A 24462-nucleotide genomic window follows, 5' to 3' on the forward strand; every position below is an offset into this window, starting at 1 on the left:
GCCCTACGGCTTCATCAAAACTTCCGAAAGGTAATTTTCACAATGCGTAACTTCCGCACCGCAGCCGTTGCTGCTGCTACCGCTGCTACCGTCGCTTTCGGCGGCGTCGCTGTCGCTTCCGCTGAGGACACCACCAACGATCGTGCTTCCTTGGGCGAGAACCTGTCCTCCGTCATCAAGGACACCAAGGATGACAACGGCGAGTACGAGACCTTGTCCTCCAAGATCGGTGCTAACGCTGACAAGGATCAGCAGGTAACCGGCCACGCCCTCCTCGGCGAAGAGAAGGACAAGGACAACCCTCGCTGGGGCGAGATCTGGCGCGACGGCACCGTTGCTCTGGGCATCACCTCCATTGTCGGCGCAATCATCGGCGCTTACAACTACGCCGTTTACACCGGCATCGTCCCGCAGCACATCTTGGACCCAATCTTCCGCCGCTAATTATTAGCCGCAGATTGGCTCTAGATAGCTAGGACTTGCAGGGGCCCCGTTTTAAGAACGGGGCCCCTTTGCTATGTGCAGCTACGTGCTGAGTGCTGATGCCTTGCGCGGGACGTCGGCAAGCAAAGTACGCAAAAGGCCGCCTCCACTTCCCCGCTTGGGGTCGTGGAGGCGGCCTTCGTTAGCGAAGCTTAGTCCTCATCGGGGATGGTAAGGATTTCGTTGCCGTCCTCAGTAATGACGAGGGTGTGCTCAAACTGGGCGGTGAACTTGCCGTCCGTGTTTTGGACGGTCCAGTCATCATCCCAGATCTCGTAATCCAGCGAGCCAAGATTAATCATCGGCTCGACGGTAAGCGTCATACCCGGCTCGAGGATATCGCGGTAGACGGTCGAGTCATGGTGCAAGACAACTAGGCCGTTGTGGAAAGTCGGGCCGACGCCGTGGCCGGTAAAGTCGCGCACGACGTTATAGCCAAATCGCTTGGCATAAGACTCGATAACTCGACCGATGACGTTAATCTCACGGCCAGGCTTTGCAGCCTTAATGCCGCGCATCGTGGCCTCTTTCGTGCGCTCTACCAGCAGGCGGTGCTCCTCGGAGACATCGCCGGCAAGGAAGGTAGCGTTATTATCGCCGTGCACCCCGTTCTTATAAGCGGTGATATCGATATTGACGATGTCGCCATCTTCAATCACGGTGGTGTCTGGGATGCCGTGGCAGACAATCTCATTAAGGGATACGCAGCTGGACTTAGGGAAGCCACGGTACCCCAGCGTAGAAGGGTAAGCGCCGTGGTCACACATGTATTCGTGTGCCACGCGGTCTACATAATCAGTAGTTACCCCCGGCTTAACGGCCTTTCCAGCCTCCTTGAGGGCGTTGGCCGCAATCTTGCAGGCCTCGCGCATCTTCTCAATGACCTCTGGGGACTGGACATAGGGCTCGCCAATGCCCTCTTGTACCTCATCCTTCCACACGTACTCTGGGCGCTCAATGCTTTCCGGAACGGTGAGGATCGGAGTGGGCTTGCCTGGCTTTAGCTTTCCTCGATTACTCATGGTTTCCCATGGTAGTCCTCTCCACCGCGAACGCGGGAGCCGGGGTCCTGCGGCGGGGTTGCAGACGCAGCGCGGCGACTATCCCTCGGCCGGCGGCGCTGCACCTTCGTGCGGACCGGAGCGGTAGGCATCGACCTTCTGCAAGAAATTGCTGGTGATATTGACCGAGGCATCGGAGCCGCCACCCAAAACCACGAGGGTGGCAAAGGCAATATCATCTTCTTCCCGGTAGCCGGTAAACCAGGCGTGCGAGCCTTCATTGATTTCCGCCTCACCGGTCTTGCCGTAAATAGTCCCGCCAGCGGCCATGCTGCGAGCAGTACCACTAGTAACCACTTGCCGCATCATGGCACGGACATTGTCCAGCACGGGCTTGGGAATCTGCTGCGGTTTATCGGATGCTTTGGTCTTGTGCCCCTCGATAAGCGTCGGTGTAGGCGTTTTGCCGTTGGCAACCGTGGCAGAAACAAGGGCCATGCCAAAAGGACTTGCCAAGTCGTAACCCTGACCATATCCGGATTCAGTGCGCTCCAATGGCTCCTTTCCGTCTGGAATAGAGCCAGTGATGGTCGTCAACCCGGGGATGTCATACTCAACGCCGAAGCCAAACTTCTTGCCCATATCCTTCAACTCACCAGGCTTGAGCTTGGTGGAGATATCCGCAAAGGTGGTGTTACAGGACTGCGCGAAGGCTTGGCTAAGCGGAACACTGCCCAAAGAAAAGGAATTGTAGTTGGTCACTACGCGGCCATAGATATCCATAGTGCCCGGGCACGGAACGATGGTATCGGTATTTAGGCCCTGTTTGTCCACGCCAGCCGCGGCAGTGAGAATTTTAAAAACAGAACCAGGCGGGTACTGGCCTTGGAGGGCGACGTCGCCGTCCTCATCAGCCTTCTCGGTTTGCGCTACGGCCAAAATATCGCCATTGGAAGGTCGGATGGCTACGAGCATTGCCTGCGAATCGGCACGCTCGTTTACCGCTTCTTGCGCGGCTCGCTGCACATCGTAATCGAGACCAACCTTGATCGATGGCGCAGCATTGGGATCATGCTTTTCGACGTCCGATAGCGCCGCACCATTTTCATTGACCACGGAGATGGACCAGCCAGTTTGGCCATCCACCTCGTCTTGGACCGCAGAACGCACGCGCGACATGAGATCGGGCGCAAGACCGCGGTCGCGGGTAACCAAGGCTGGCTCCTCGTTGAGGCGCACACCGTCCATGCCCTCCACCTTGGGACGCACAGCCTTGGCTTGGTCTTCGGTGAACATAGTTACGGAGAAAGAACCATCCGCATCCTCCAATTTCTTGGCCAAATCCTTGGCATCAATCTCCGCAATTGAATCATCCTGGCGATGGGCGGCTGCCAACGCACCGCTAATCTTTGACGCGGTAGGGCGCACATCCTCCAAGGAACTGGTATCTACCACCAGCCGGTAGTTCAGCCCCGGGCTCATCAATTCCACTCCGTTGGAAGAGACCACGCTGGCACGCTTTGCCTCCAATGCGCGCAGCTCTAGGTGCTGGTTTGCTCCCAGGTCTGGATGGATAAGGCTCGGCTTCCACCGCACCGTCCACTCATCTTCAGTCTTGGTCAGCGTCATCTGCGTGTCATAGCTCAAGGTACGATCCTTGGGCAGGTCCCAGGTGACCTTGTAGTTCGCCGTGGCGAGGTTTTCATCCTGGTCCACGCCTTCAAGCTCAATGTCGAGCCCCTCGGCCTGCAGACCGGAGTAGGTGGCGTCCAGGGCGGAGGTGGCGTCAGAGGGGGAATCGGTAAGCGCGGCCAAACCGTCGTTATTGCGGGATTCCATCCCTTCGAGGAATTCCTCCGCCACCGGTTCTGCAGATACCGGCTTCGGGGTACAAGCAACCACGCTGGTGGAAGCGAGCGTGATAGTTGCAACCAGCGCGACCAACTTCTTCATGTCTTGGCACTCTAGCAGCGCAAGAGCTAAAAAAGACTGCCCCACACCGAAGTGCGGGGCAGTCTACTTAATGTGGGTGGATTACTGGGTTACGCGAACCTCAGCCTTAGCGCCTTCCACGGCCTCCATGCCCTGCTCATCGGCAATGCGCATGGCTTCTTCAATGAGGGTTTCTACAATCTTGTCTTCCGGCACGGTGCGAACGACCTCACCCTTGACAAAGATCTGACCCTTACCATTGCCGGAAGCAACGCCGAGGTCAGCATCGCGTGCCTCGCCCGGACCGTTGACAACGCAACCCATAACGGCAACGCGCAGCGGGAACTCCATGCCCTCCAAGCCAGCGGTAACTTCCTCTGCCAGCTTGTAGACGTCCACCTGAGCGCGGCCGCAGGAAGGGCAGGACACGATCTCCAACTTGCGCGGGCGCAAATTGAGCGACTGCAAGATCTGGTCGCCTACCTTGATCTCCTCTACTGGCGGCGCGGACAAGGACACGCGAATGGTATCGCCAATGCCCTCTGCCAGTAGCGCGCCGAAGGCAACCGAGGACTTGATGGTTCCCATGAACTTCGGGCCTGCCTCGGTCACACCCAAGTGCAACGGATAGTCAGTCTTTTCCGCCAGCTGGCGGTACGCCTCCACCATCAGGACAGGGTCGGAGTGCTTGACGGAAATAGCGATATCGCCGTAGCCGTGCTCCTCAAACAGGCCAGCTTCCCAAATGGCGGACTCGACGAGTGCCTCCGGGGTGGCTTTGCCGTACTTTTCCAGCAGGCGCTTATCCAAAGAACCACCATTAACGCCGATGCGGATAGGAATGCCGGCATCGCCTGCAGCCTTAGCAACTTCCTTCACGCGACCGTCGAACTCGCGGATATTGCCCGGGTTAACACGGATGGCGGCACAGCCGGCATCGATGGCTTGGAAGATGTACTTAGGCTGGAAGTGGATATCCGCAATCACCGGGATGGGCGACTTCTTAGCAATGGCCGGAAGTGCTTCCGCATCGATGGGCTTAGGACAAGCCACACGCACGATATCGCAGCCGGAAGCGGTCAGCTGCGCAATCTGCTGCAGTGTGCCATTGATGTCGTGCGTCTTCGTATTGGTCATCGACTGCACCGAAATTGGTGAGTCAGAGCCGACACCGACCGGGCCCACCTGCAACTGCCGAGTCTTACGGCGCGGGTGCAGTACTGGTGGCGGGCCGTCTGGGATTCCTAGACCGATGGGGGTCGACATGAATTCTCCTTGTTGAAGCACAGAAATTTATAAGGTGGGTGATTAACGCCCCCACTCTAGCACTGCTTGCTTTATGCCTGAAGTGCGCGCTGTGGGGACACGGCTGCTAACCAAATAGCCGGATAGGGTTAACTACATCGGCGACGATAACGATGACGCCGACGCCCATCAGCAGTGCGGCCATCACATAGGTCACCGGCATCAACTTGGTGTAATCGGCCGGGCCCAAGGCCGGCTTGCCCGCGAGCTTGCGGATGCCATCGCGCAGCTTTTCATAGATGATGACGGCGATATGCCCGCCGTCGAAAGGCGGCAGCGGAACTAGGTTAAATAGAGCGAGGAAGAAGTTCAGCGTTGCCAGCATCATAAAGAACATCGACCACAGGGAACGCTCCGCCAATTCGCCGCCCACACGGGAAGCGCCGACAACGGACATCGGGCCGTCAGCTTCGCGTTCGTGACCAAAGATGGAGGCCACCACGCCCGGCACCTTGCCAGGAAATTGCTTGAGGCCATCTACCGTTGCTTCCAACGAGTAGGTACTAAACCGCCACGTTGCTGGTAGCGCGTCAACAGGGCCGTGCTTTTCGACGACGTCGATAAGCTGATTGCTCAACCCGATAGAGCCGGCATCTATAAGTTCTCCGTCCTTATTGAGCCGCTTAACGGTATCCAGGTGGACTGGGATGTCTTTATCTTTTCCATCGCGCTCAACTGTCAGCGTGATGGTGTCACCAGGACGCTGCATTACCTCATCGCGCAGCTGGGTAAAAGAGTCTATCTTCTGGCCCTCGAAGGCGACGATGATATCGCCCTCCCGCACACCGGCCTTTCCGGCGGGGCCTGGACCCGTACACTTTTCCAGCTCTTGGTTCGGCTTCTGATTGGCCGAGCAGGTCACCTCGCCTACGCGGGGGCGCACATCGGCATCCGGGTTGGGCAGGCCAGCCGTCATCGCGACAAAATAGAGAATGACAAAGCCCAAAATCAGGTTGACGACAATACCGCCGGCCATCACAATAATGCGCTGCCACCATGGCTTTTTATACATGGCGTGGGGTTCTTCGTCCTCGGTGAGGAATTCATCCTGGGCAGTCATTCCGGCGATATCGCAAAAGCCGCCCACAGGGAAGGCCGCCAGCCCGTATTCAGTGTGCCCCTGCCGGAAGGAAAATACGCGCGGACCAAAACCGATAAAGTAGCGGCGCACGCGCATACCAAAGGCACGCGCGCTAAGCATATGGCCTGCTTCATGCAGCGCTACGGTAAGCCCGATGCCAAGGGCGAAAAACACAATGCCCAGCAAATTTGCCATGGTGTGAAAAGCTTTCTAATCAGCCAGCGAATCAATCAGCGCGTTCGCGCGCCTGCGCGCCTCGCCTTCTACTGCGAGGATTACATCGAGGCTAGAGACTACACCAGCAAACTCAGAAGCGGAATCAAGGACCTTGCCCACTACGTCCACGATTTCTGGGAAGTGGATACGCCCGGATAAAAATGCGGCCGCCGCTTCCTCATTGGCTGCGTTATAAATGACCCCCGTTCCCTCGGCCGCGGCGCGGCGGGCGAGATCGACGGCGGGAAAGGCGGCATCGTCAAGCGGCTCAAAACGCCACTCATGCGCCTGCGCAAAATCTAAGGAAGGCTGCGCACCCGGCACGCGGTGCGGCCAATTGAGCGCCAGGGAAATCGGCAGCTTCATCGAAGGCGGCGAAACTTGGGCGATGGTGCAGCCGTCTTTGAAAGTAGCCATAGAGTGAATAATGGACTGTGGATGCACGGTGACATCGATACGCTCAGGGTCGATGTCAAAAAGCAGCGTAGCCTCAATCAGCTCCAGACCTTTATTGATGAGCGTTGCTGAATTGAGGGTATTCATCTGGCCCATCGACCACGTGGGATGCTGCGCCGCTTCCTCGGGAGTCACATCCCACATCTCTTCGCGCGACCACCCGCGGAATGGCCCGCCTGAGGCGGTAAGAACAAGCTTGTCCAGCTCCCCTTCCTCGCCGGCGCGCAGACACTGCGCCATGGCGGAATGTTCCGAATCGACGGGAATAATCTGACCAGGGCGCGCCGCCCGGGTAACAAGCCTGCCACCGGCGACGAGGGATTCCTTATTAGCCAAGGCCAGGTACTCTCCCATTTCGAGTGTCGCCAGGGTGGCTTTAAGGCCCAGGGAGCCTACCAGGGCGTTGAGGACTGTATCGGCCGGAGTCGAACGCACTAGGTTCTCTGCAGCATCGGCGCCACTTAGTACCGAACCGCCTAAGGCAGCGGAAACCTCGGCAGCAGCTTCCTCTTTAGCCACTGCAACGTGGTCAAACGAAAGATTGAGGCGACGGGCCTGATCGATGATGAGCTGCGGGTTGGAGCCGCCCGCCGCGATTCCCACCACGTCGAATTTATCGGGATTATCCGCAATAACTTCCAAAGCTTGCGTGCCGATTGAACCGGTGGAACCAAGAATGAGTATTCGCTGTGTAGTCACCCTTCCACCCTAGCGCCCATCACCACGGGGCGGGCATGGCAGGTAACCAGTACTGCGGCGGGGGTGTTTAATCGCCATCTAAGGCGCGATGATTTAGAATGTGTAGCAGACAAATGGCATTGGTGTGCCCGCACGCCCATCGCGCAGACGGGCATACGCAGAAGCGAAGGAGAGCAAGTGTCTTCCCACAAGCCGGTACCGCAGGTATATGACGGTGTTTCTACTGAGGACGTCCCATCCGCAGGATTCGGTTGGTCCCGCATCAGCCGCTCGGGCGTGCAGATCGCCGGTTGGATTTCCGTTCTCTTCTTGATCGCCTACCACTTTGGTAATCACAAGGGCCACGTTGAGACTGTCTGGCTCGTCGTACTGACTGTCCTGCTGGTAATCGGCCTGCTCATTCATGCTTTCCAGCCTAAGCTGCACCAGGTGCGCACCGTGACCGCCCGCAACCAGCCGGTGGGCCACCAGGAGCCAGACTGGGTCTACGACCAAAAGACCAACACCGGTGTGTACGCCGAGCTGAGCGATTCCCAGCTGCGCGCGCTGAATATCGAGCCTTCCCGCGTTTCTCACCTGCGCGTTGAGCCAGGCACTAACAACGCCACCCCGGTTTCCTCCAGCAAGCACGCGCTCTAAGCTTTCAGCACACTTTAGCTACCGCCGCCCTTCCCCGCGAAGGTCGGCGGTTTCTTTTTGCCTCCGCTTGCCGACGCCTCTCCCCTTACTCAGCGCTCACTCTGCTGGGTGCCGCCCTGCCCACACCCACCCTTAGCAAGAGCGCGGTGTGGGCGATACTTGCTAAGAAGCGCCCGAGTTTTAAGACACCCAGTGGCCCACCTTGGCGTAGATCTCGGGCAGGGTGTTATCGACGCGCTTGCCACTGACCCGCAGTGCGAGGACATAACACGCAACAGGCACGGCTATGACGAGTACAAACCCCAGCGCGACCAGCACCATGTTCGAGCCGTAGCCGATAGCCATTGGGATGACGCCTGGGATGATGGGCGTCCAGCCAATAAACAAACTCAAAATAGCGCTTAAGAAGGCGCTAGCCGAGTAGCCGGATTTATCCGCCCACATATTCCCGCCAGGCCGCGCGGTGGCAAAGGGATTAAAGGTGGTGAGCAGCAATGACAATCCGGCGGAAGAAATGAAGATTCCCAAGGCAGCAACCACCAAACAGGCAGTGAGAGCTTTATCCGCACTTAGCGCAAAAAGCAGCATCGCCGTGAGCACAACAATTATGGCTGAAAGCACCACGTGCGCCCAGTGCCGCGCGTAGAGCAGCGTGCGCGGACGAACTGGGGCGGCCATCTTTACCCACAGGCTTGGACCGTCATAACCAAAATCATTGGTGGCGACGATTCCGCCTATCAGCCCGAGGAATAACAAACCTACTGAAGATAAATCGGAGTCAGTAGCAAAGCCCTGGATAATCAAGACGACTGCCAGAATTGGCTGCATGATAATGCTGCCAATAAGGCGGGAGTCACGGAAAATATAGCGCAGCGAGCGCGTAAATTCCATGGCAGCAGGGCTGCTATAGGAAAAGGAACCAAGGGAAAAGCGGCTTATCCCCTTGGACTTCTCACGGTGATTGCGTGCCGACGGGGAAACCGTACGGTGCTCGAATTGCCGCCGCAACAACCAATGCCACGCCCACACAGCTACGCCCAGAGTCACTGCGGCGATGAGAAATTGTGCGCAGGCTTTCACTAGCTCGCCTTGAGCAAGCGCAAACGCCCACCCCACCGGTGCTCCAACAGGCGTCCACGCTAATCCTTCACCTACAGTTCCCAACGGAAAGTCAGAGCCCGCGAGAGAAGAAAGTTTAGTAGAGCCAAAGATAAGGACGAACACCGCCACCGAACCCAAGGCCTTAAGCTTCGTGGAACTAAGCTCCGCGACAGTTGACCCGACATGAACCGCGAGATCCACCAGCACCAGCGTCAGCACAAGGGCGAAAAGCATTCCTAGACAGAAAGGCAAGATGAACAATGCCTTCCCGTTTGCCGCCAGGATCACGCTTCCGGCCACCGCATAAGCAATGGACAGCAAGACTGAGACCGGGGCACGCAGATTAAGCACCGAGGCGATAGCGAGTGCCGGTGTGATGTCTTTCAGCCGCAGCGGAAACGCGGAAAGCTCGCGGGCAGATAGCTGGTTCTCTCCGCTGGGCATGATGAGGGTGATAACGATGAAAGCCAGCGTGCCAAGACCAGGGGCCACGGTTAAGGCTTGCACGTTCCCAGTTCCGGTGGAAATATCTGCCGCAGCAAGAGCGGCGAGCGATGCTAGCCCGATGAGTCCATAGAGCAAAAGGCAGATCGGGATCATAACCGCTGCAGCATTCGCTTTAAGGCTTCGCACCCATAGTGTGCGGTGCAGCTTGAGAAGCGTCGAAGTCATTGCGTCTACAACTCCCCTTCCCCGCGCTGCGTTGTGCTGCCTTCGCTGCGCAACCACTCGAAAGAGTCCGCATCAAATTCACTTCCGCCGGCGAAGTGAATGAAGGCATCCGTCAGGCTGCCGCCTTGGCGCACATCTTCCACGTGGCCGGCGGAGAGCACCTGGCCACCGGCGATGATGGCTACGTGATCGCATAAGCCTTCCACTAATTGCATAACATGTGAAGACAGGATTACTGTGCCTCCGCGGGCGACATAGGCGCGCAGGATCTCTTGAATAAGCTGCCCCGAAACGGGATCCACTGCCTCTAGGGGCTCATCTAGTATCACGACCTCTGGGTTATGCAGGAGCGCGCCCGCCAGAAGTATCTTTTTAGTCATGCCGGCGGAGTAGTCCGCGATGGGTTTATCGGCGGCGTCGGCAAGCTGCAAGGCATCCAAAAGCTGTGCGCTGCGGTGCTCGACTTCGGCTTGATTCATGCGGCGCAATGCGCCGAGATAGAACAAGTACTCTGGGCCCGATAAACGGTCGAAGACCGGAGCGCCGTCGACAAGCAGGCCCATGGCCGCCTTGGCTGGCAGTGGCTCCTGCCAGGTATTGTGCCCGGCGATAAAGGCCTCGCCGCTATTTGGGCGCAGGAGGCCACACGCCATGGTCAACATGGTGGTTTTGCCCGCGCCATTGGGGCCAACGATGCCATAAATAGAGCCCCGCGGGATGTCGAGGCTCAAATTCGACACCACGGGGCGTCCAGCGAAAATTTTGTTCAGACCGCGCACGGCAAAGGCCTGCGTGGTCGGATCATCTGCAAGTGGCGGATAATTCGGAACAATCATGTCCGCCAATCTTATCAGTTAGGCTGACTTATCTTCCCGCTCATCCGCTGCAAGCTGACCACAAGCCGCCGCAATCTCATCGCCCTTTGTATCGCGCACCGTGCAGGGAACGCCTTGGGCTTGCACGCGACGCACGAACTCGTCCTGGCGGTCTTGCGGGGCCGCATCCCACTCTGAGCCCGGCGTGGGGTTCAGCGGAATAACATTAACGTGGACCTTGGAGCCCAACTTCTGGTGCAGCTTGCGCCCCAGCATATCGGCGCGGAAATCCTGGTCATTCTTATCGCGAATCAGGGCGTACTCAATGGACACGCGGCGGGCGGACTTATCCGCATAGTAGCGCGCGGCATCCAGCACCTCATCAACAGACCACCGGTTGTTGACCGGCACTAGACCGTCACGCAGCTCATCGTCCGGAGTGTGCAAGGAAACGGCCAGAGTGCAGGCCAAGTCTTCGTCCGCAAGCTTGCGAATTGCCGGAGCCAAGCCCACGGTGGAGACGGTCACGTTGCGCTGGGAAAGGCCAAAACCCGTACCATCCTGGCCAGTAATCTGACGTACGGCCTGGACCACGCGCTTATAGTTGGCCAGCGGCTCACCCATGCCCATAAAGACAACGTTGGACAAACGCCCACCTTCTGCAGCCATGGCGGACGCAGCGTGGCGGAATTGCTCGACAATCTCGCCCGTGGACAAGTTACGATCAAGGCCGCCCTGGCCAGTAGCGCAGAACGGGCAGGCCATGCCGCACCCTGCCTGGGAAGAAATACACAAAGTAGCGCGACCTGGGTAGCGCATCAGCACTGATTCCAGTAGCGTGCCGTCGTGCAACCGCCACAGGGACTTAGTGGTCTCGCCGTCGTCCGTGGAGGTGGTCCGGATGGGTTTCATCAGCTCAGGGAAGAAGGCTTCCTTGACTGCTTCGCGCTTGCCGGCGGGGATATCGGTCATATCCTCGACGTTGTCGGTGTAGTGCTCGTAATAGTGCTTAGCCAGCTGCTTCGCACGGAATTTAGGTAGGCCAATTTCTGCGAGCTTGTCAATGCGCTCGTCTTCGGTCAGGTCCGCAAAATGCTTAGGAGGCAATCCGCGGCGCGGGGCGGAAAAGTTAAGTTTCACTGGTTGAGCCATAATATTGCCCATCTTTCCACGGTCTGCGTGGGATTTTCCAATTGGAGGCCGTGCCAAGTGGCATAATCGACAGGATTAAAGAAATAATGGATACATGACAAATCCAAATTATCCTGCAGATGATTTTTCTTCTTCCGACGCAGACCTCTCCTCGGCGGAGCTGAACGCTTCTGAACCGGAGACTAGTTCTGACCTAGAACCAGCCGTTTCTGACTCTACTTCTCACTCCACCCAGCCCTCTGGCAAGGCGAAGGGATCTTTCGCGGCCAGCACGTGGATGGCGCTTATCGTAGGATTCCTGCTGCTGATTGTCCTCATTGTGTTCATCATGCAAAACCAGCACGAGGTTCCCATGAACTTCCTGGGCTGGTCTGGCGAGTTCCCCGCCGGAATTGCTTTCCTCATTTTTGCTATCGGCGGCGCACTCATCATGGCGCTAGTCGGTGGCTGGCGCATGTTTGAGTTGCGTCGCCAGCTACGCAAGCAAGCGCAGCAGGTATAAATCTATATAAAAGCCGCCTCTCCCCTGTTCTGCCGTCTTTTTCGGGCAGTTTATACGGGAGAGGCGGCTTTTGTTTGTCTGATGTTCCTATGGTGTAAACGTAGACAGGAAGCTAATCGCTACCCAGGTGACCATGGCAGAAGGTAGCATGCCATCCAAACGGTCCATGAGGCCGCCGTGGCCAGGAAGCAAGGCCGACATATCCTTAATACCTAGCTCGCGCTTAAATTGGGATTCCACCAAGTCTCCCAAGGTGGCACAGATAACTAGACCGAGCCCCATCAGGCCACCCACCCAGGCATCGTGATGAAGCAAAAGCTTCACTGTGAGCGCTCCGGTCACCACGCCGAAGATGATGGACCCGCAAAACCCCTCCCAGGACTTTCTCGGGCTTACTGCGGGGGCCATTGGGTGGGAGCCAAACATCACGCCCGCGACATATCCGCCGGTATCGGAAGCCACAACGCACAGCATAAAGACGACGATGGAGGCAGCCCCACTAGAAAATGGAGTCGACACTAGCGACAACATAGCTGCGAAGGTGGCAAAAAGGGGAATCCACGTCAGCACAAAAATACCGACGGACATATCACGCAGGTAGTTGATAGGCGGACGATGACGGCCATTATGGAAAAGGCGGCCAAACATAAGTGCCAGCACCGCAGTGACATAGACCGCTACCAGGCCTGGCGCACCCAGGGGCCATGAGATCCACACCATGGCTTGGCCCAGAATAATAAGCAGCGTACGCGGAACATAGTAGGAATGCTCCCGCAGGCGGCTGAGGACCTCCCACATCGCAACGCCTACTGCAAGCGCTACGACCGCATACCAAGCCAGCGGACCAGCCCACACGGCAAGCACCACAAGAGCGCCGAGCCCCACGCCAACACCGATAGCGGCCGGCAAGTCGCGGCCTGCACCATTCTTTGGCTGTGGCAATCGGCGGTTTATGGCGTCACTCACCGTGACCGGCTCCTTTCGCTGTCTTGTGTGATTCCCCGGCTAACATGCTCAGTTCCGCCGGCTCTGCCCCGTTTGTGGGAGCGGCGGGCCTTGGAACAGAAAAAGCGCCGCCGGCCGAGGAGACAGGCACGGCGGCAACAAAGCGGAGGTCCTAGACCTCCATCAGCTCGTTTTCCTTATTCTCTACCAAGCTGTCTACCTGCTCGATGTAGCCGGAGGTAATCTTTTCCATTTCCTTTTCTGCTGCGATGACTTCGTCCTCGCCGGCATCGCCGTCCTTTTGCAGCTTCTTCAACTGCTCCATGGCCTTGCGGCGAATATTACGGATAGCGATCTTGCCATCCTCACCCTTGCTCTTAGCCAGCTTCACCATTTCTTTACGGCGTTCCTCCGTCAACTGCGGGACAGTCACGCGCAGAACCTGACCATCGTTGGTGGGATTGACGCCCAAATCCGAGTTGCGGATGGAATTTTCAATCTCATGGATCATGGACTGCTCATAAGGCTTGATGAGCAGCATGCGCGGCTCTGGTACGGATATGGTAGCCATTTGGGTAATCGGGGTGGGAACACCGTAGTATTCGGCTACCAAGCCGTTGAACATGGCGGGGTTCGCGCGGCCGGTACGAATGGTCACCAGCTGCTCGCGGGTGTGCTCGACGGAAGCGGTCATGTGCTCTTCTGCTTCGAGCTGAATCTCATCGATCATGAGGCTAAATCATCCTTAAACGAATAGGGGTGGCTGTATAAAAAGGTAGCAGGTTCGCAGCCGCTACAGTATTAGGACTGCACCAGCGTGCCGATAACTTCACCGCCAGCTGCGCGGGCAATATTGCCCTCCTCCAGCAGGTTAAAGACCAAAATCGGCATATCATTGTCCATGCACAGGCTAAAGGCCGTTGCATCTGCCACCTTTAGGCCCTTTTCAATGACCTCACGCGGGGTAATTTCGGAGTACAACTCTGCATCCGGATTGGTGCGCGGGTCATCCGAGTAGACGCCGTCGACTGCCTTAGCCAGGAACAGAACCTCGGCGCCAATTTCCAAGGCGCGCTGCGCGGCGGTGGTATCCGTGGAGAAGTACGGCATACCCATGCCAGCGCCGAAGATAACTACGCGGCCCTTTTCCAAATGGCGGTCCGCACGCAGCGGCAGGTACGGCTCAGCAATCTGCGCCATGTTGATGGAGGTCTGTACGCGGCAATCAACACCTTGCTGCTTGAGGAAATCCTGCAGTGCAAGGGAATTCATTACCGTGCCGAGCATGCCCATGTAGTCCGAGCGTGCCCGGTCCATACCGCGCTGGGATAGCTCCGCGCCGCGGAAGAAGTTTCCGCCGCCAATCACCACTGCAATCTCGATTCCTTGGCGGGAGACCTCGGCGATTTGGCGGGCAACGTTTTCAACCACATCCGGATCGATACCGACCTTACCGCCGCCGAACATCTCACCGCCCAGCTTCAGCATTACTCGCTTATATCCGGTTCGCTTAATATCTGCAGCAGTCACGCCTACTTCGTCTCCTTAACGCGGGGCAGTTTCAATCTCCGCCCCATCTTACCCATATATCTTTCGCATCCTCACACCACCTGCCGATGCAGCCCGGTGGGTTTAAGCTAGGCATCAAAAAGGCACCTAGAGAAGAGAGAACCTCGCGCCGGTCACCCCATTAGCGCACAACAAAGCCCACAAAGGACGGTCCTTTGTGGGCTAGGTTTTAAAAGCGAGAGCGTGCTTAAGCGCCAACCTCGTAGCGAACGAAGCCAGTGATGGTGGTGCCAGCCTCTTCCGCAACCTGCTTTACGGTCTTCTTGTTATCAGACAAGGAAGCCTGCTCCAGCAGAACGATGGACTTGAAGAAGCCGTTCAGGCGGCCTTCCACGATCTTCGGCAGGGCTGCCTCCGGCTTGCCCTCCTCACGAGTAGTGGCCTCAGCGATCTCGCGCTCCTTTTCGACGATCTCTGCAGGAACGTCCTCACGGGTGAGGTACTCAGCGTTCATTGCAGCAATCTGCAGGGCTGCAGCGTGAGCGCCTTCCTCGTTGCCCTCGTAGGAAACCAGAACGCCCACTGCCGGCGGCAGATCAGCGGAACGCTGGTGCAGGTAAACGGCAATGTTGTCGCCCTCTACCGTAACTGCACGGCGTGCCTGCAGCTTCTCACCGGTCTTAGCGGACTCCTCGTCCACTACCTCGGAAACCTTCTTGCCGTCGATCTCAATGTTGTTGAGTTCGTCTGCGGAGTTTGCCTTGGCCTCAGCGGCAGCGTCAGCAATCTTGGCTGCGAAGGTCTTGAAAGCCTCGTTCTTAGCAACGAAGTCGGTCTCACAGTTGATCTCGACCATAGTGTTGCCAGAAACAGCAATCAGGCCTTCGGTTGCCTCGCGGTCAGCGCGCTTGGAGACGTTCTTAGCGCCCTTGATGCGCAGGTACTCAACGGCCTTATCGTAGTCGCCGTTGGACTCTTCCAGAGCCTTCTTGCAATCGAGCATGCCGGAGCCGGTAGCTTCGCGCAGTGCCTTGACGTCTGCAGCAGTGTAGTTCGCCATAGTTGGGGCGATCCTCCTTGAAAATCAAACAGTGTTCGTTCAAACAGCGTAGTCGACGCGGTGAAATCGCGCCGCTTTAGGGTGGCAGAAACCACCCCTTTTCTCACCTATGCATGAAGGTGGAGCTGGCTTCAGCAGCACCCAGCATAGATAAAACCAACCCCCGCCGCCGTTTGAGCACGGTGGCGGGGGTTGGTAAACAGCCTTGGGCAGGTATTACTCCCTTGCTGCCCCACACCAAAAGTGCGTGGGGTATTCAGTTAAAAGCAGGTAAGGAAGGTTCCTACCAAGAAAGTACGATTACTTCTCGGCCTTGTCTGCGGATGCTTCCTCAGACTTTTCTGCGGAAGCCGGATCGGAAGCTGCGGCAGCCGCCTCAGCGTCACGCTTTTCCTTTTCAGCAGAGTCGCCGGCAGCTTCCTTGGCTGCAGCCAGCTGACGCTCCTCACGAGCCTTCTTGCCTTCCTCTACAGCGGAAGCAACGATGCCAGAAAGCAGCTTGGTGGAACGGATGGCGTCGTCGTTGCCCGGAATCGGGAAGTCAACGTCGTCCGGGTCGCAGTTGGTGTCCAAGATGGCAACAACTGGGATGTTCAGCTTGTGAGCTTCCTTGACCGCGATGTGCTCCTTGTTGGTATCAACAATCCACAGAGCGGACGGGGTCTTAGCCATATCGGAGATGCCGCCCAGAACGCGCTCGAGCTTGGCGCGCTCACGGTTGAGCATGAGAACTTCCTTCTTGGTGCGGCCTTTGTAGCCGTCCTCACGCTCGTCCATAGCCTGAAGCTCCTTCATGCGCTTCAGACGCTTGGACACGGTCTGGAAGTTGGTGAGCATGCCGCCCAACCAGCGGTGGTTTACGTAAGGCATACCGACGCGGGTTGCTTCCTCAGCAACTGCTTCCTGAGCCTGCTTCTTGGTACCAACGAACAGGATGGTGCCGCCGTGTGCAACGGTTTCCTTGACGAACTCATAAGCCTCGTCAATGTAGGTCAGCGTCTGCTGCAGGTCGATGATGTAGATGCCGTTACGGTCAGTGAAGATGAAACGACGCATCTTCGGATTCCAGCGACGGGTCTGGTGGCCAAAGTGCACACCAGCGTCGAGGAGCTCGCGCATGGTTACAACTGCCATGATTCGCTCGCTTTCTTTTATCTTGTCTTTCGGTTTTCCAATTGTGCGGTGTTTTATTCCGCACCCTAGCAACGAAGGCCCCGCTGACACCTTGTTTCCAAGGACCACGTCAGCCGCCAGGCTGTCTCTTCCTTCCAGCAGGAAGCGACAACTTCGCCGCGCGTAGTCAATGCCTCCACACGGTGGACACACTGCTGTCTCAAAGAATAATCCCTCTACGCTGGTTTTTCCAAACCGAATACAACTTATTCACACTAGGGTCGAAGCTGCTAAGCATCATGCGCCACATTCACCCCAATTGGACCATCCGCTACTCGTAATCCACAGCCCCACAGGCAAGGGCTTTCTGACAGCTCACCTCTGGTTAATGCTTTTCCCATGAGCCATTTTGCTGTGTCTTTTTCAAAGCCCGCTTTCCGACGCCCCACCTTCACCACCACTGCCTTCCTCGTCGTTTCTTCCCTCCTACTACTACTGTGCTGCCCACCGGCCACGGCCTACGTTGATCCTGCCTCGGGTAAGCCAAACCCGGCGCGGGTTTTGCGCGGGTTTGAAGCTCCCGAACAAAAGTGGAGTCCCGGCCACCGCGGTGTAGACATGGCCCTTGCCGTGGGTTCTCCGGTGGTAGCCGCTGAAGATGGCGTTGTCGCGTTTGTCGGCACGGTGGCAGGAAAACCGGTCGTTTCCATCACCCATGCAGACGGGGTAAGGACGACTTATCAGCCCGTACACGGCACCGTAAAACAAGGCCAAGAGGTTCGCGAAGGACAAGTCATTGGCCGCTTGGGCAATCCCGTCGATGGCTATCCCGGCCTGCACTGGGGCGCCCTCATTGCAAAAGATACCTATATTGATCCTTTAACCTTGCTGGATATGCCAGTGATACGCCTCAAGCCACTTTAAGCTCGAGGATGCGCCTGGTTATATACGCGTTGCAATCTTTGCGCAGATACGTGGGTATAGATCTGCGTGGTATTAAGCGAGGAATGCCCCAATAGTTCTTGCACAACCCGCAAATCTGCCCCGCCTTCTAGGAGGTGGGTGGCAGCCGAGTGCCGCACTCCGTGCGGGGTAAGCCCTTGTGCACCGCTAACTTTGGCGGCCCTATCCACAATGCGCCGCACCTGGCGCTGGTCAATGCGCCCTCCCCTGCTGCCTACGAATACGGCTTTAGTTCCTTCCTCAGCGAGTTGTCCACGGCCCTTTTCTATCCACTGCCGCAAGGCGTCGTCCGCCGCATGACCAAAAGGCACCACGCGCTGCTTATCTCCCTTACCGGTTACGTGCAAGGTGCCGCGATGAAAATCAATATCGCTCAGGTCTAGGCGCACCAGCTCCGCCACGCGCATCCCGGAGGCATACAGCAACTCCAAGATGGCACTATCGCGCAGGAAGTGAGCTTCGTCTGCAGAAACCGCATTGCCCATGAGCTCACCGGCCTGCTCGGGGGATAGAACCGTCGGTAGGTGACGGCCCACCTTGGGCGTGACCAGCCGTGCGGCTACATCTCGCTCGAGGTGCCCTTCGCGCACTGCCCAAGTGGAAAATCCTTTGACCGCTGCGGTGCGCCGCGCCAAGGTGGAGCGCGACTTTCCTTCCGCTACGGCCTCTGCCAGCCATTGGCGCAGGCTGTTGAGGTTAAATTCCGCAAAGGTAGGAACGCTGCGAGCAAGGTCGCGCAGATCTGAGCGATACCCACGTACCGTTGCCTCCGCACGGCCTTTCACGTGCAGTTGGAAATCCACGAAATCCTCGATAGCCTCAGCCATCTGCCCTTGAATATCCGGCGCCTTCGCGGAAACTCCATCTTCACTCATGTCACAGCAGTGTACTCGCCTTTCGCTGGGGCGATCTATTCCGTTTCCCGGCGCGCCCAGGTATTGCCGTGGCGGACAACGACACACATCTTCTCTAACGCCAATAAAAGGTGAACTGTCAACGGCAGACGAAATCCGGCGTCGCGGGCAATGTCCTCTGCCGTAGCTTTTTCTTGGCCTGGCGGCGGTGTTGCATCAAAGACTCGCAACTCATTGCGGGAGAGACGTTGTGTCATTGTTGCCGCAAAATTGATTTCATATTGTGCACCTGGATCTACTTCCCCGGCGCGGCTGACTAAGGCGCGAATTTCATCGGCGCTGGTGACCAACTGTGCACGGCCTTCCTGAATGCGCTGGTGACAGCCCAGCGAGCCGCTAGTGGTTATCGGCCCCGGTACAGCCATGGCCACGCGTCCTAGCGCTTCTGCCCAGTTGAGAGTATTAAGTGCGCCGGATCGAAAAGCCGCCTCCATAACTACGGTGCCGTGACTGAGTGCTGCTACTAAACGATTGCGCGTTAGGAACCGGTGTCGCTTCGGTGCGGTTTCCGGTGCGAATTCAGAAATAACGCACCCGTTATCCGCGATCTTGGCAAATAGGTTGGCATTGCGAGCCGGATAGTCCCTATCGATGCCGCACGCTGCTATAGCTACCGTGTGCCCGTTGTTGTGCAAAGCAGTTTCATGCGCCACGGTATCAACGCCTAGGGCGCCGCCTGATATAGGAGTCCATTCGTGTTGGACCAATCCGGACACTACGTTTTGGGTTGCCTGCCAGCCATAGCGAGAAATGGCGCGAGTGCCAACAATCGCTACAGCCTGAGCAACCTCCTGTTTCACAGGGGCGCCACGCACCCAGAGGCTGTGCGGCGGCAGTGCTTGGTCATCAAAGGTAGCTGGGGCTTCCCCGCTGTTTTGATAGAAGCCGAATGCGGAATCAAACTCCTCCGTTGGCCACTCTGGGCTTTCTGCCGTGATGAGCCGAGCCCCAACGCGTTCGGCTGCTGCCATATCCTCCGCTTGACGCAGCCAATCATAACGGGAGGCCGTGCGCGCAAGCAGCGGTCCTGTCCAATCGGCACGATGGTAAATTCCATGGGCGATTTCCTCAGCCGGATACTGCGTAAGCAGGGCCTGCAAAGCAGCGGAAGGGCCTTCTACCACGCGGTTGAGGTATACCCAGGTGGCATAAGGGGTGGAGAGATCTAATTCGCTCATGCCGCGAGCCTTCCCACGTTGATGGAGCCACGCAGGTCGAGTGCGCGTCCCACCTCATCCAAGTCCGGCTGCATCTTCCCTGCTAAATCAGCTAGGGTCCACGAAAGCCTGAGCACACGGTCCACCCCGCGCTGGGAAATGTCGCCTTCCGCCAGGTAGGCGGACAACATCACCATTGCAGCATCCGCAGCCGGCCGCTTTCGGCGCAAGTAGGACGAAGGGACCTCGCCATTGGTCCGCGCGGAAATGCCATCCGCCCACCACCGCGCAGCGGCACGCTCGCGGGCAGCGGCAACTCGCTCGGCAATGACTGCGGAGTCTTCTTCGCCCTCCGCGTTAATCGTCGCCGCCTGCCCACTTAAGGTGACCACCATATCTAGACGGTCCCGGAGCGGACCGGAGAGGTTGGACAGATAGTTCATGCGCTCGTGGGGGTTACACCTGCACTGCGAAGGATCTTCTGCCGAGCACCTACACGGGTTTGCTGCCATGACCAGTTGGAAGCGAGCAGGATAGATAACTTCTCGGCGCGAGCGCGCAAGCCGTACTTGCCCTTCTTCCAACGGGGCACGCAGGCCATCGAGTACCGGTGCGGCAACCTCGCTGACCTCGTCGAGGAAGAGCACACCATTGTGAGCCAGGCTTACCGCTCCTGGGCGCGGATGCCCGGATCCGCCACCCAGCAGCGCGGCCCGAGTAACCGAGGCATGCGGGGCGATAAACGGAGCATGCTCAATGACCTCACCTGGCGTTCCGGTAAGCGAATGAATCGCGGTGGTCTCTACCTGCTGATCCGGGGTAAGTGTAGGCAGGATGGTGGGCAGACGGGAGGCAATCATGGACTTTCCCGCCCCGGGAGGGCCAATCATCATAAGGTGGTGCCCACCGGCCGCAGCAACCTCGGCGGCCCATTTTGCATTAGCTTGGCTCGCGATATCGCAAAAGTCCAAGCGCATCGTGGCTGCAGGCGCAGCTTCGAGCGAGCCAGAAAAACTCGCCGCCTGCGGTAACCCGCGGTTTCCGCACGCCCAGCTAAAAGCCTCTTTCAAAGATGCTGCGACGAGTACGTCCAAATCCGGCACCAAGGTTGCCTCGGCTGCGTTACCCGGCGGCACGATAAGAGTTGATATTCCCTGCTCCCTTGCGGCTAGAAGGGCCGGAATAATACCTGCGACGGGCCGAACGGATCCGTCGAGACCGAGCTCTCCCAAAACCAAGGTGCGCTGCAGCCGCCTCGCGGGCGAAGGCGAATTGCCAAAGCGCGGAAAGTCACCTTCTGCCTGCGCCGCCAGGATCGCGAGCGCTATGGGTAAGTCAAAGTGGGAACCGGATTTGGGAAGCGACGCTGGAGACATCGAGACGACCACTTTGGTCTTGGGCCAAGGAAGGTGGGAGTTAAAGGCTGCAGTCTTGATCCTATCCCGCGATTCAGAGATCGCGGTATCCGTCTGACCCACAACATGCATCCCTGGCAGGCCGTGGCCAACGTTCGCTTCTACATCGACTAACTGTGCTAGAACTCCGTTGAGGGACATCGTCAAGCAATTACCTAGAGCCATCTTCAACCCCTTTGAAGTGTTCTAGCGCAAATCCCTGCCCGCGCTCCAACAACGTTATAACGTCGAATCGCACCGAAGACAGTGGCTTTCCATCGAGCCACTGCGCTGCAGCCTTGCGAAGGCGCGCTAGCTTCTGCGGGGTTACGGCTTCTGCCACCCCGAAGCTGGCAGTGGCACGCGTTTTAACCTCAACAAAGACGATGGTTCCGTCCGCCTCGCGCGCGATGAGGTCAATTTCTCCTACCCTATAAGAGACATTAGCGGCAATAATTTCGGCCCCGCGTTCACGGAGGTAGCGCGCGGCGAAGGCCTCTCCCCTTTTCCCTAAGACTTGCTTATGGCGAGGCTTCTTCGTGGCTAGGTGGTGTTCTGAACTAAATTGCATTGCAGTTTATCCTTGTGCGTCGTGAAATTCATCGGCCTGCACAGAACACCGCAGCTAGCATGGGGTGCACAAGGTGTACAAAACGGAAAGTGCCCCGGCTGTGGATAACTAGGGTTCGAGGCACTGTTATCCACAGGCAGGGCACAACGCTTGTAGTGCCGAGTTGACAAAATTACTCCGGCATCATGAATTCCGGCTTATCCAGCTCTTCGATATTGACGTCCTTGTAGGTAATGACGCGAACATAGCGCACAAAGCGGGCGGAGCGGTACATATCCCATACCCAAGCATCGGACATGCGCACCTCGTAGTACACATCAGGTCCAGAGGTATGCGGAATGAGCTCTACCGCATTAGCCAGGTAAAAGCGCCGCTCAGTTTCAACGACATAGGAAAACTGACTGACAACGTCTCGGTACTCGCGGTAGAGGGACAGCTCTACCTCAGCCTCGTAGTTATCGAGTTCCTCTGCACTCACGGTGGACCTCCAGGTTGTGGGTTAGCTCGCTTAAGCTTAGCGCGCAGGAGGCTAGATTCTAGCTAGGCACGCGCGGCGAACTCCGCATGAGCGCGGCGGACATTGTCATAGCTCATCCGGTGTTCCGGGCACGCTCCCAGCGCCGAAATTGCAGCCTCGTGTGCCTTAGTCCCATAGCCTTTGTGCTTGGCCAATTCATAGCCGGGATAGCGCGCATCAAGGTCGCGCATCAGGTGGTCGCGACTCACTTTTGCCAAGACACTTGCCGCGGCGATACACCGCGCGGCTGCATCGCCGCCGATGATGGGCAGCTGGGGTTGGGTAAGGCCGGGGATAAAGAGGGCGTCGCTAAGCACATAGCCTGGGCGGATATCCAGGCGTGCTACCGCCCTGCGCATACCGGAAATATTAGCGTGCTGGATGCCGCGCTTATCGATGTCCCCCGCGCTAATGTGCACCACAGACCAGTCCACAGCCTTGTCCTTAATGAGTGGAAAGAGCCGCTCGCGCTGCCGGGGAGTCAGTTTTTTGGAATCGCTAAGCTCCGCCAGCTCCTTGATCGGGCGATTAGGCATAATGCAGGCCGCGATGGTGATTGGCCCGCAACACGCGCCGCGCCCGGCCTCATCCACTCCAGCCACCGGCCCGAGCCCAGCCTTGCTCAACGCCAGCTCATAGGTGCGTCGTTGCTTAAGCCGCCGCATGCGAAATCTCTGGGTGTTCCACCCCACCCCACCGCGACAGAGGCAAGATGACAGCCTCAACTCGGCCGCGAATATTGTCCACTGGCACGGTGCCTTGTAGGTTATCGCCCAAGTGCGCACGCGAATCGAGGGAGTTGGTGCGATTATCTCCCATTACCCAGAGATGCCCCTCCGGGACGGTGACGGGGCCAAAGTACTCGCCGCCACACTCCTGGGAGCCAACACCGGGGTCTACGGGAATCTCCGGTGGATCAAGCACGAATGATTGATCAATCGGCTGACCATCCACCATCACCGAAGGATCACCAGCCTCACAGCTCACCGTTTGTCCGCCGGTAGCAATTACCCGCTTGACGAGGATATTTTCCCCGTTGGGCAAAAGCCCAACTGCCGCCAAAGCATTCTGCGCACCTCGCACAATAATATTGCGCGAGCGTGTGACCTGAAACTCGTTATTCCACGACTCCGGCCCTTCGAAGACAACCACCTCCCCAGGTTGTGGGTCTGTGAAGTAATAGCTGACCTTCTGCACTGCGATGCGATCGTTTTCGCAGCCGGGACAACCATGCAGGGTAGGTTCCATCGACGCAGAAGGAATGACATACATCCGTCCCACCAATGCTTGTAAGAGCACCAGCAGGACAAAACCTGCCACCACGGGGAAGAAAAAATCCCGGGTGCGCAGGCGTTGGGAAGAAGGTTTATTCCTGGATGTCCGGGTCATCGATGCCACCGATGCGGGTAAACGGCCAGAAGACGAACTTCACCTTGCCGCGGACATTTTCCACCGGTACTGTGCCGTGGAATTTATCGGTCATGTGATAGCGAGAATCTGCCGAGGCCGTGCGATTATCACCCATGACCCAGATATTGCCCTCCGGTACTTCCACGGGACCAAAGTACGGGCCTCCACAAGCTTCCGAGCCTGTCGACTTATCTACCGGGTACGTTGGCGGGTCTTGCACGTAGTCTTGCTCGATGGGCTTGCCATCAACCATGACTGCAGGATCGCCCTCCTGGCAAGACACTGTCTGCCCACCGGTAGCAATCACGCGCTTAACCAGGGTATTTTCATCGGGCGGCGCCAAGGATACAAAGCTCAATGCATCCTGCACCCCGTGGATTACCGGGTTGGACGAGCGCGGCGAGACATAGCTGGAATTCCAGTCCTCGGTGCCTTTGAAGACGACAACATCGCCTGGTTCTGGCTCTCCATCGCCGTAATAGGAGATCTTTTCCGTAAAGATACGGTCATTCGTACAGCCCTCGCAGCCATGCAGTGTCGGCTCCATCGAGCCGGAAGGGATCACATACTGCCGTCCGATAAAGTTCTGGAAAAGGCCCACGATAACAAGGACCGTTGCCACGACCAGAAGGGTTTCCAGCAGCCACGGCATGTCTTTTTTCTTGGTTGCCCCTTCGCCTTGCGGGGAAGCGTTCCCCTCTACGGGGTTGGCCCCCTCACCTTCAGGCGACTGTTCCTGCGAGATGCTGTCTTTATTCACGCGCTAAATCCTAGCAACCCCACGTCCCGGTTCCCGCCTTATCCCCCTCGCGGCTGGAGAATTCACAGGCAATTATCCGGTTAAAGCCTGCCGGC

The 24462-nt window shown here is 57.6% G+C and carries 25 protein-coding genes; 4 read left to right on the forward strand and 21 right to left on the reverse strand.

Translation table 11 applies throughout. The features are described 5' to 3' along the window. Positions 1 to 42: 42 nt before the first annotated feature. The gene (locus WMQ00_RS02115) at positions 43 to 444 is read left to right on the forward strand and encodes a hypothetical protein (RefSeq protein ID WP_248098788.1); all 402 of its coding nucleotides are present in this window, start codon (positions 43 to 45) and stop codon (positions 442 to 444) included. A 191-nt stretch (positions 445 to 635) separates the two neighbouring features. Here the strand turns inward: WMQ00_RS02115 and map are convergent, their stop codons facing one another. From map to dxr, 5 genes are all read right to left on the reverse strand, one after another. After that, complete coding sequence (gene map, locus WMQ00_RS02120; RefSeq protein WP_238799681.1) at positions 636 to 1505, reverse strand: type I methionyl aminopeptidase; 870 nt, start codon at positions 1503 to 1505, stop codon at positions 636 to 638. A gap of 78 nt (positions 1506 to 1583) precedes the next feature. After that, positions 1584 to 3437 (reverse strand): penicillin-binding transpeptidase domain-containing protein, encoded by a 1854-nt coding sequence (locus WMQ00_RS02125; protein ID WP_340440620.1) that lies wholly within the window; start codon positions 3435 to 3437, stop codon positions 1584 to 1586. Between the two features lie 81 nt (positions 3438 to 3518). After that, positions 3519 to 4682: a flavodoxin-dependent (E)-4-hydroxy-3-methylbut-2-enyl-diphosphate synthase gene (ispG, locus tag WMQ00_RS02130; protein ID WP_023021310.1), complete on the reverse strand. Its 1164-nt coding sequence runs from the start codon at positions 4680 to 4682 to the stop codon at positions 3519 to 3521. Between the two features lie 106 nt (positions 4683 to 4788). Further along, the gene (locus tag WMQ00_RS02135) at positions 4789 to 5997 is read right to left on the reverse strand and encodes a M50 family metallopeptidase (RefSeq protein ID WP_248098791.1); all 1209 of its coding nucleotides are present in this window, start codon (positions 5995 to 5997) and stop codon (positions 4789 to 4791) included. Between the two features lie 15 nt (positions 5998 to 6012). Beyond that, positions 6013 to 7173 carry a 1-deoxy-D-xylulose-5-phosphate reductoisomerase gene (gene dxr / locus WMQ00_RS02140; protein WP_284835420.1) on the reverse strand — a complete coding sequence of 387 codons (1161 nt, stop codon included), beginning with the start codon at positions 7171 to 7173 and terminating at the stop codon, positions 6013 to 6015. Between the two features lie 177 nt (positions 7174 to 7350). On the opposite strand from dxr, the gene WMQ00_RS02145 reads away from it, so the two are divergent. After that, on the forward strand, positions 7351 to 7812 hold the full coding sequence (locus WMQ00_RS02145; RefSeq protein ID WP_023021307.1) for a DUF2631 domain-containing protein: 462 nt from the start codon (positions 7351 to 7353) through the stop codon (positions 7810 to 7812). Between the two features lie 180 nt (positions 7813 to 7992). On the opposite strand, the gene WMQ00_RS02150 is transcribed toward WMQ00_RS02145, so the two are convergent. The 3 genes from WMQ00_RS02150 to rlmN are packed head-to-tail and all read right to left on the reverse strand — an operon-like array spanning position 7993 to position 11564. Beyond that, the gene (locus tag WMQ00_RS02150) at positions 7993 to 9585 is read right to left on the reverse strand and encodes a hypothetical protein (RefSeq protein WP_340440621.1); all 1593 of its coding nucleotides are present in this window, start codon (positions 9583 to 9585) and stop codon (positions 7993 to 7995) included. A gap of 5 nt (positions 9586 to 9590) precedes the next feature. After that, positions 9591 to 10421, reverse strand: coding sequence for an ABC transporter ATP-binding protein (locus WMQ00_RS02155; RefSeq protein ID WP_023021305.1), 831 nt, complete (start codon positions 10419 to 10421; stop codon positions 9591 to 9593). An 18-nt stretch (positions 10422 to 10439) separates the two neighbouring features. After that, complete coding sequence (gene rlmN, locus WMQ00_RS02160; RefSeq protein ID WP_198010463.1) at positions 10440 to 11564, reverse strand: 23S rRNA (adenine(2503)-C(2))-methyltransferase RlmN; 1125 nt, start codon at positions 11562 to 11564, stop codon at positions 10440 to 10442. 82 nt (positions 11565 to 11646) lie between these two features. Between rlmN and WMQ00_RS02165 the strand changes: the two genes are divergently transcribed. After that, on the forward strand, positions 11647 to 12054 hold the full coding sequence (locus tag WMQ00_RS02165) for a LapA family protein (RefSeq protein ID WP_200288924.1): 408 nt from the start codon (positions 11647 to 11649) through the stop codon (positions 12052 to 12054). 87 nt (positions 12055 to 12141) lie between these two features. Here WMQ00_RS02165 and WMQ00_RS02170 read toward each other — a convergent pair whose 3' ends face one another. The 5 genes from WMQ00_RS02170 to rpsB all read right to left on the reverse strand — a co-directional run bounded on the left by WMQ00_RS02170 (position 12142) and on the right by rpsB (position 16702). Continuing rightward, positions 12142 to 13020: a phosphatidate cytidylyltransferase gene (locus WMQ00_RS02170; protein ID WP_340440622.1), complete on the reverse strand. Its 879-nt coding sequence runs from the start codon at positions 13018 to 13020 to the stop codon at positions 12142 to 12144. A gap of 151 nt (positions 13021 to 13171) precedes the next feature. Then, on the reverse strand, positions 13172 to 13729 hold the full coding sequence (frr, locus tag WMQ00_RS02175) for a ribosome recycling factor (RefSeq protein WP_023021301.1): 558 nt from the start codon (positions 13727 to 13729) through the stop codon (positions 13172 to 13174). 71 nt (positions 13730 to 13800) lie between these two features. After that, positions 13801 to 14487 carry a UMP kinase gene (pyrH, locus tag WMQ00_RS02180; RefSeq protein WP_023027755.1) on the reverse strand — a complete coding sequence of 229 codons (687 nt, stop codon included), beginning with the start codon at positions 14485 to 14487 and terminating at the stop codon, positions 13801 to 13803. Between the two features lie 268 nt (positions 14488 to 14755). Then, complete coding sequence (tsf, locus tag WMQ00_RS02185; RefSeq protein WP_023021300.1) at positions 14756 to 15568, reverse strand: translation elongation factor Ts; 813 nt, start codon at positions 15566 to 15568, stop codon at positions 14756 to 14758. Positions 15569 to 15868: 300 nt separating this feature from the next. Further along, positions 15869 to 16702, reverse strand: coding sequence for a 30S ribosomal protein S2 (gene rpsB / locus WMQ00_RS02190; protein WP_005325233.1), 834 nt, complete (start codon positions 16700 to 16702; stop codon positions 15869 to 15871). 378 nt (positions 16703 to 17080) lie between these two features. Here rpsB and WMQ00_RS02195 point away from each other — a divergent pair, with 378 nt between their 5' ends. Then, complete coding sequence (locus tag WMQ00_RS02195; RefSeq protein WP_340440623.1) at positions 17081 to 17605, forward strand: M23 family metallopeptidase; 525 nt, start codon at positions 17081 to 17083, stop codon at positions 17603 to 17605. Here WMQ00_RS02195 and WMQ00_RS02200 read toward each other — a convergent pair. The 8 genes from WMQ00_RS02200 to lepB (WMQ00_RS02235) all read right to left on the reverse strand — a co-directional run bounded on the left by WMQ00_RS02200 (position 17602) and on the right by lepB (WMQ00_RS02235) (position 24367). After that, positions 17602 to 18519 carry a tyrosine recombinase XerC gene (locus WMQ00_RS02200; protein ID WP_340440624.1) on the reverse strand — a complete coding sequence of 306 codons (918 nt, stop codon included), beginning with the start codon at positions 18517 to 18519 and terminating at the stop codon, positions 17602 to 17604. The genes WMQ00_RS02195 and WMQ00_RS02200 overlap by 4 nt on opposite strands. Positions 18520 to 18554: 35 nt before the next feature. Further along, positions 18555 to 19736 (reverse strand): DNA-processing protein DprA, encoded by a 1182-nt coding sequence (dprA, locus tag WMQ00_RS02205; RefSeq protein ID WP_340440625.1) that lies wholly within the window; start codon positions 19734 to 19736, stop codon positions 18555 to 18557. Further along, positions 19733 to 21295 (reverse strand): YifB family Mg chelatase-like AAA ATPase, encoded by a 1563-nt coding sequence (locus WMQ00_RS02210; RefSeq protein WP_200288921.1) that lies wholly within the window; start codon positions 21293 to 21295, stop codon positions 19733 to 19735. Before WMQ00_RS02210 ends, dprA begins: the two co-directional genes overlap by 4 nt. Continuing rightward, positions 21282 to 21680, reverse strand: a complete 399-nt coding sequence (locus WMQ00_RS02215) for a YraN family protein (protein ID WP_200288920.1) — start codon at positions 21678 to 21680, stop codon at positions 21282 to 21284. Before WMQ00_RS02215 ends, WMQ00_RS02210 begins: the two co-directional genes overlap by 14 nt. A 172-nt stretch (positions 21681 to 21852) precedes the next feature. Then, positions 21853 to 22158 (reverse strand): DUF2469 domain-containing protein, encoded by a 306-nt coding sequence (locus WMQ00_RS02220; protein ID WP_005325239.1) that lies wholly within the window; start codon positions 22156 to 22158, stop codon positions 21853 to 21855. 62 nt (positions 22159 to 22220) lie between these two features. Beyond that, complete coding sequence (locus WMQ00_RS02225; protein WP_200288919.1) at positions 22221 to 22862, reverse strand: ribonuclease HII; 642 nt, start codon at positions 22860 to 22862, stop codon at positions 22221 to 22223. Then, positions 22849 to 23586, reverse strand: a complete 738-nt coding sequence (lepB, locus tag WMQ00_RS02230; RefSeq protein ID WP_200288918.1) for a signal peptidase I — start codon at positions 23584 to 23586, stop codon at positions 22849 to 22851. Before lepB (WMQ00_RS02230) ends, WMQ00_RS02225 begins: the two co-directional genes overlap by 14 nt. Continuing rightward, positions 23564 to 24367 (reverse strand): signal peptidase I, encoded by an 804-nt coding sequence (gene lepB / locus WMQ00_RS02235; RefSeq protein WP_023021292.1) that lies wholly within the window; start codon positions 24365 to 24367, stop codon positions 23564 to 23566. The genes lepB (WMQ00_RS02230) and lepB (WMQ00_RS02235) overlap by 23 nt, the downstream gene beginning before the upstream one ends. Positions 24368 to 24462: the final 95 nt, after the last annotated feature.

Origin of the sequence: Corynebacterium sp. KPL2825 (assembly GCF_037908445.1) — a bacterium.
In the GTDB taxonomy this organism is placed as follows: Bacteria; Actinomycetota; Actinomycetes; order Mycobacteriales; family Mycobacteriaceae; genus Corynebacterium; species Corynebacterium kefirresidentii.

Excerpts from the sequence above, each read along its gene's own strand:
- frr (WP_023021301.1), bottom strand. The coding sequence starts at position 13,729 with ATGATCGATGAGATTCAGCTCGAAGCAGAAGAGCACATGACCGCTTCC.
- WMQ00_RS02165 (WP_200288924.1), top strand. The coding sequence starts at position 11,647 with ATGACAAATCCAAATTATCCTGCAGATGATTTTTCTTCTTCCGACGCA.
- WMQ00_RS02225 (WP_200288919.1), bottom strand. The coding sequence starts at position 22,862 with ATGCGGCGGCTTAAGCAACGACGCACCTATGAGCTGGCGTTGAGCAAG.
- ispG (WP_023021310.1), bottom strand. The coding sequence starts at position 4,682 with ATGTCGACCCCCATCGGTCTAGGAATCCCAGACGGCCCGCCACCAGTA.
- WMQ00_RS02115 (WP_248098788.1), top strand. The coding sequence starts at position 43 with ATGCGTAACTTCCGCACCGCAGCCGTTGCTGCTGCTACCGCTGCTACC.
- rlmN (WP_198010463.1), bottom strand. The coding sequence starts at position 11,564 with ATGGGCAATATTATGGCTCAACCAGTGAAACTTAACTTTTCCGCCCCG.
- WMQ00_RS02150 (WP_340440621.1), bottom strand. The coding sequence starts at position 9,585 with ATGACTTCGACGCTTCTCAAGCTGCACCGCACACTATGGGTGCGAAGC.
- tsf (WP_023021300.1), bottom strand. The coding sequence starts at position 15,568 with ATGGCGAACTACACTGCTGCAGACGTCAAGGCACTGCGCGAAGCTACC.
- WMQ00_RS02215 (WP_200288920.1), bottom strand. The coding sequence starts at position 21,680 with ATGCAATTTAGTTCAGAACACCACCTAGCCACGAAGAAGCCTCGCCAT.
- dprA (WP_340440625.1), bottom strand. The coding sequence starts at position 19,736 with ATGAGCGAATTAGATCTCTCCACCCCTTATGCCACCTGGGTATACCTC.
- lepB (WP_200288918.1), bottom strand. The coding sequence starts at position 23,586 with ATGACCCGGACATCCAGGAATAAACCTTCTTCCCAACGCCTGCGCACC.
- map (WP_238799681.1), bottom strand. The coding sequence starts at position 1,505 with ATGAGTAATCGAGGAAAGCTAAAGCCAGGCAAGCCCACTCCGATCCTC.
- pyrH (WP_023027755.1), bottom strand. The coding sequence starts at position 14,487 with ATGCTGAAGCTGGGCGGTGAGATGTTCGGCGGCGGTAAGGTCGGTATC.
- WMQ00_RS02195 (WP_340440623.1), top strand. The coding sequence starts at position 17,081 with ATGAGCCATTTTGCTGTGTCTTTTTCAAAGCCCGCTTTCCGACGCCCC.
- WMQ00_RS02125 (WP_340440620.1), bottom strand. The coding sequence starts at position 3,437 with ATGAAGAAGTTGGTCGCGCTGGTTGCAACTATCACGCTCGCTTCCACC.
- WMQ00_RS02135 (WP_248098791.1), bottom strand. The coding sequence starts at position 5,997 with ATGGCAAATTTGCTGGGCATTGTGTTTTTCGCCCTTGGCATCGGGCTT.
- WMQ00_RS02155 (WP_023021305.1), bottom strand. The coding sequence starts at position 10,421 with ATGATTGTTCCGAATTATCCGCCACTTGCAGATGATCCGACCACGCAG.
- WMQ00_RS02200 (WP_340440624.1), bottom strand. The coding sequence starts at position 18,519 with ATGAGTGAAGATGGAGTTTCCGCGAAGGCGCCGGATATTCAAGGGCAG.
- rpsB (WP_005325233.1), bottom strand. The coding sequence starts at position 16,702 with ATGGCAGTTGTAACCATGCGCGAGCTCCTCGACGCTGGTGTGCACTTT.
- WMQ00_RS02210 (WP_200288921.1), bottom strand. The coding sequence starts at position 21,295 with ATGGCTCTAGGTAATTGCTTGACGATGTCCCTCAACGGAGTTCTAGCA.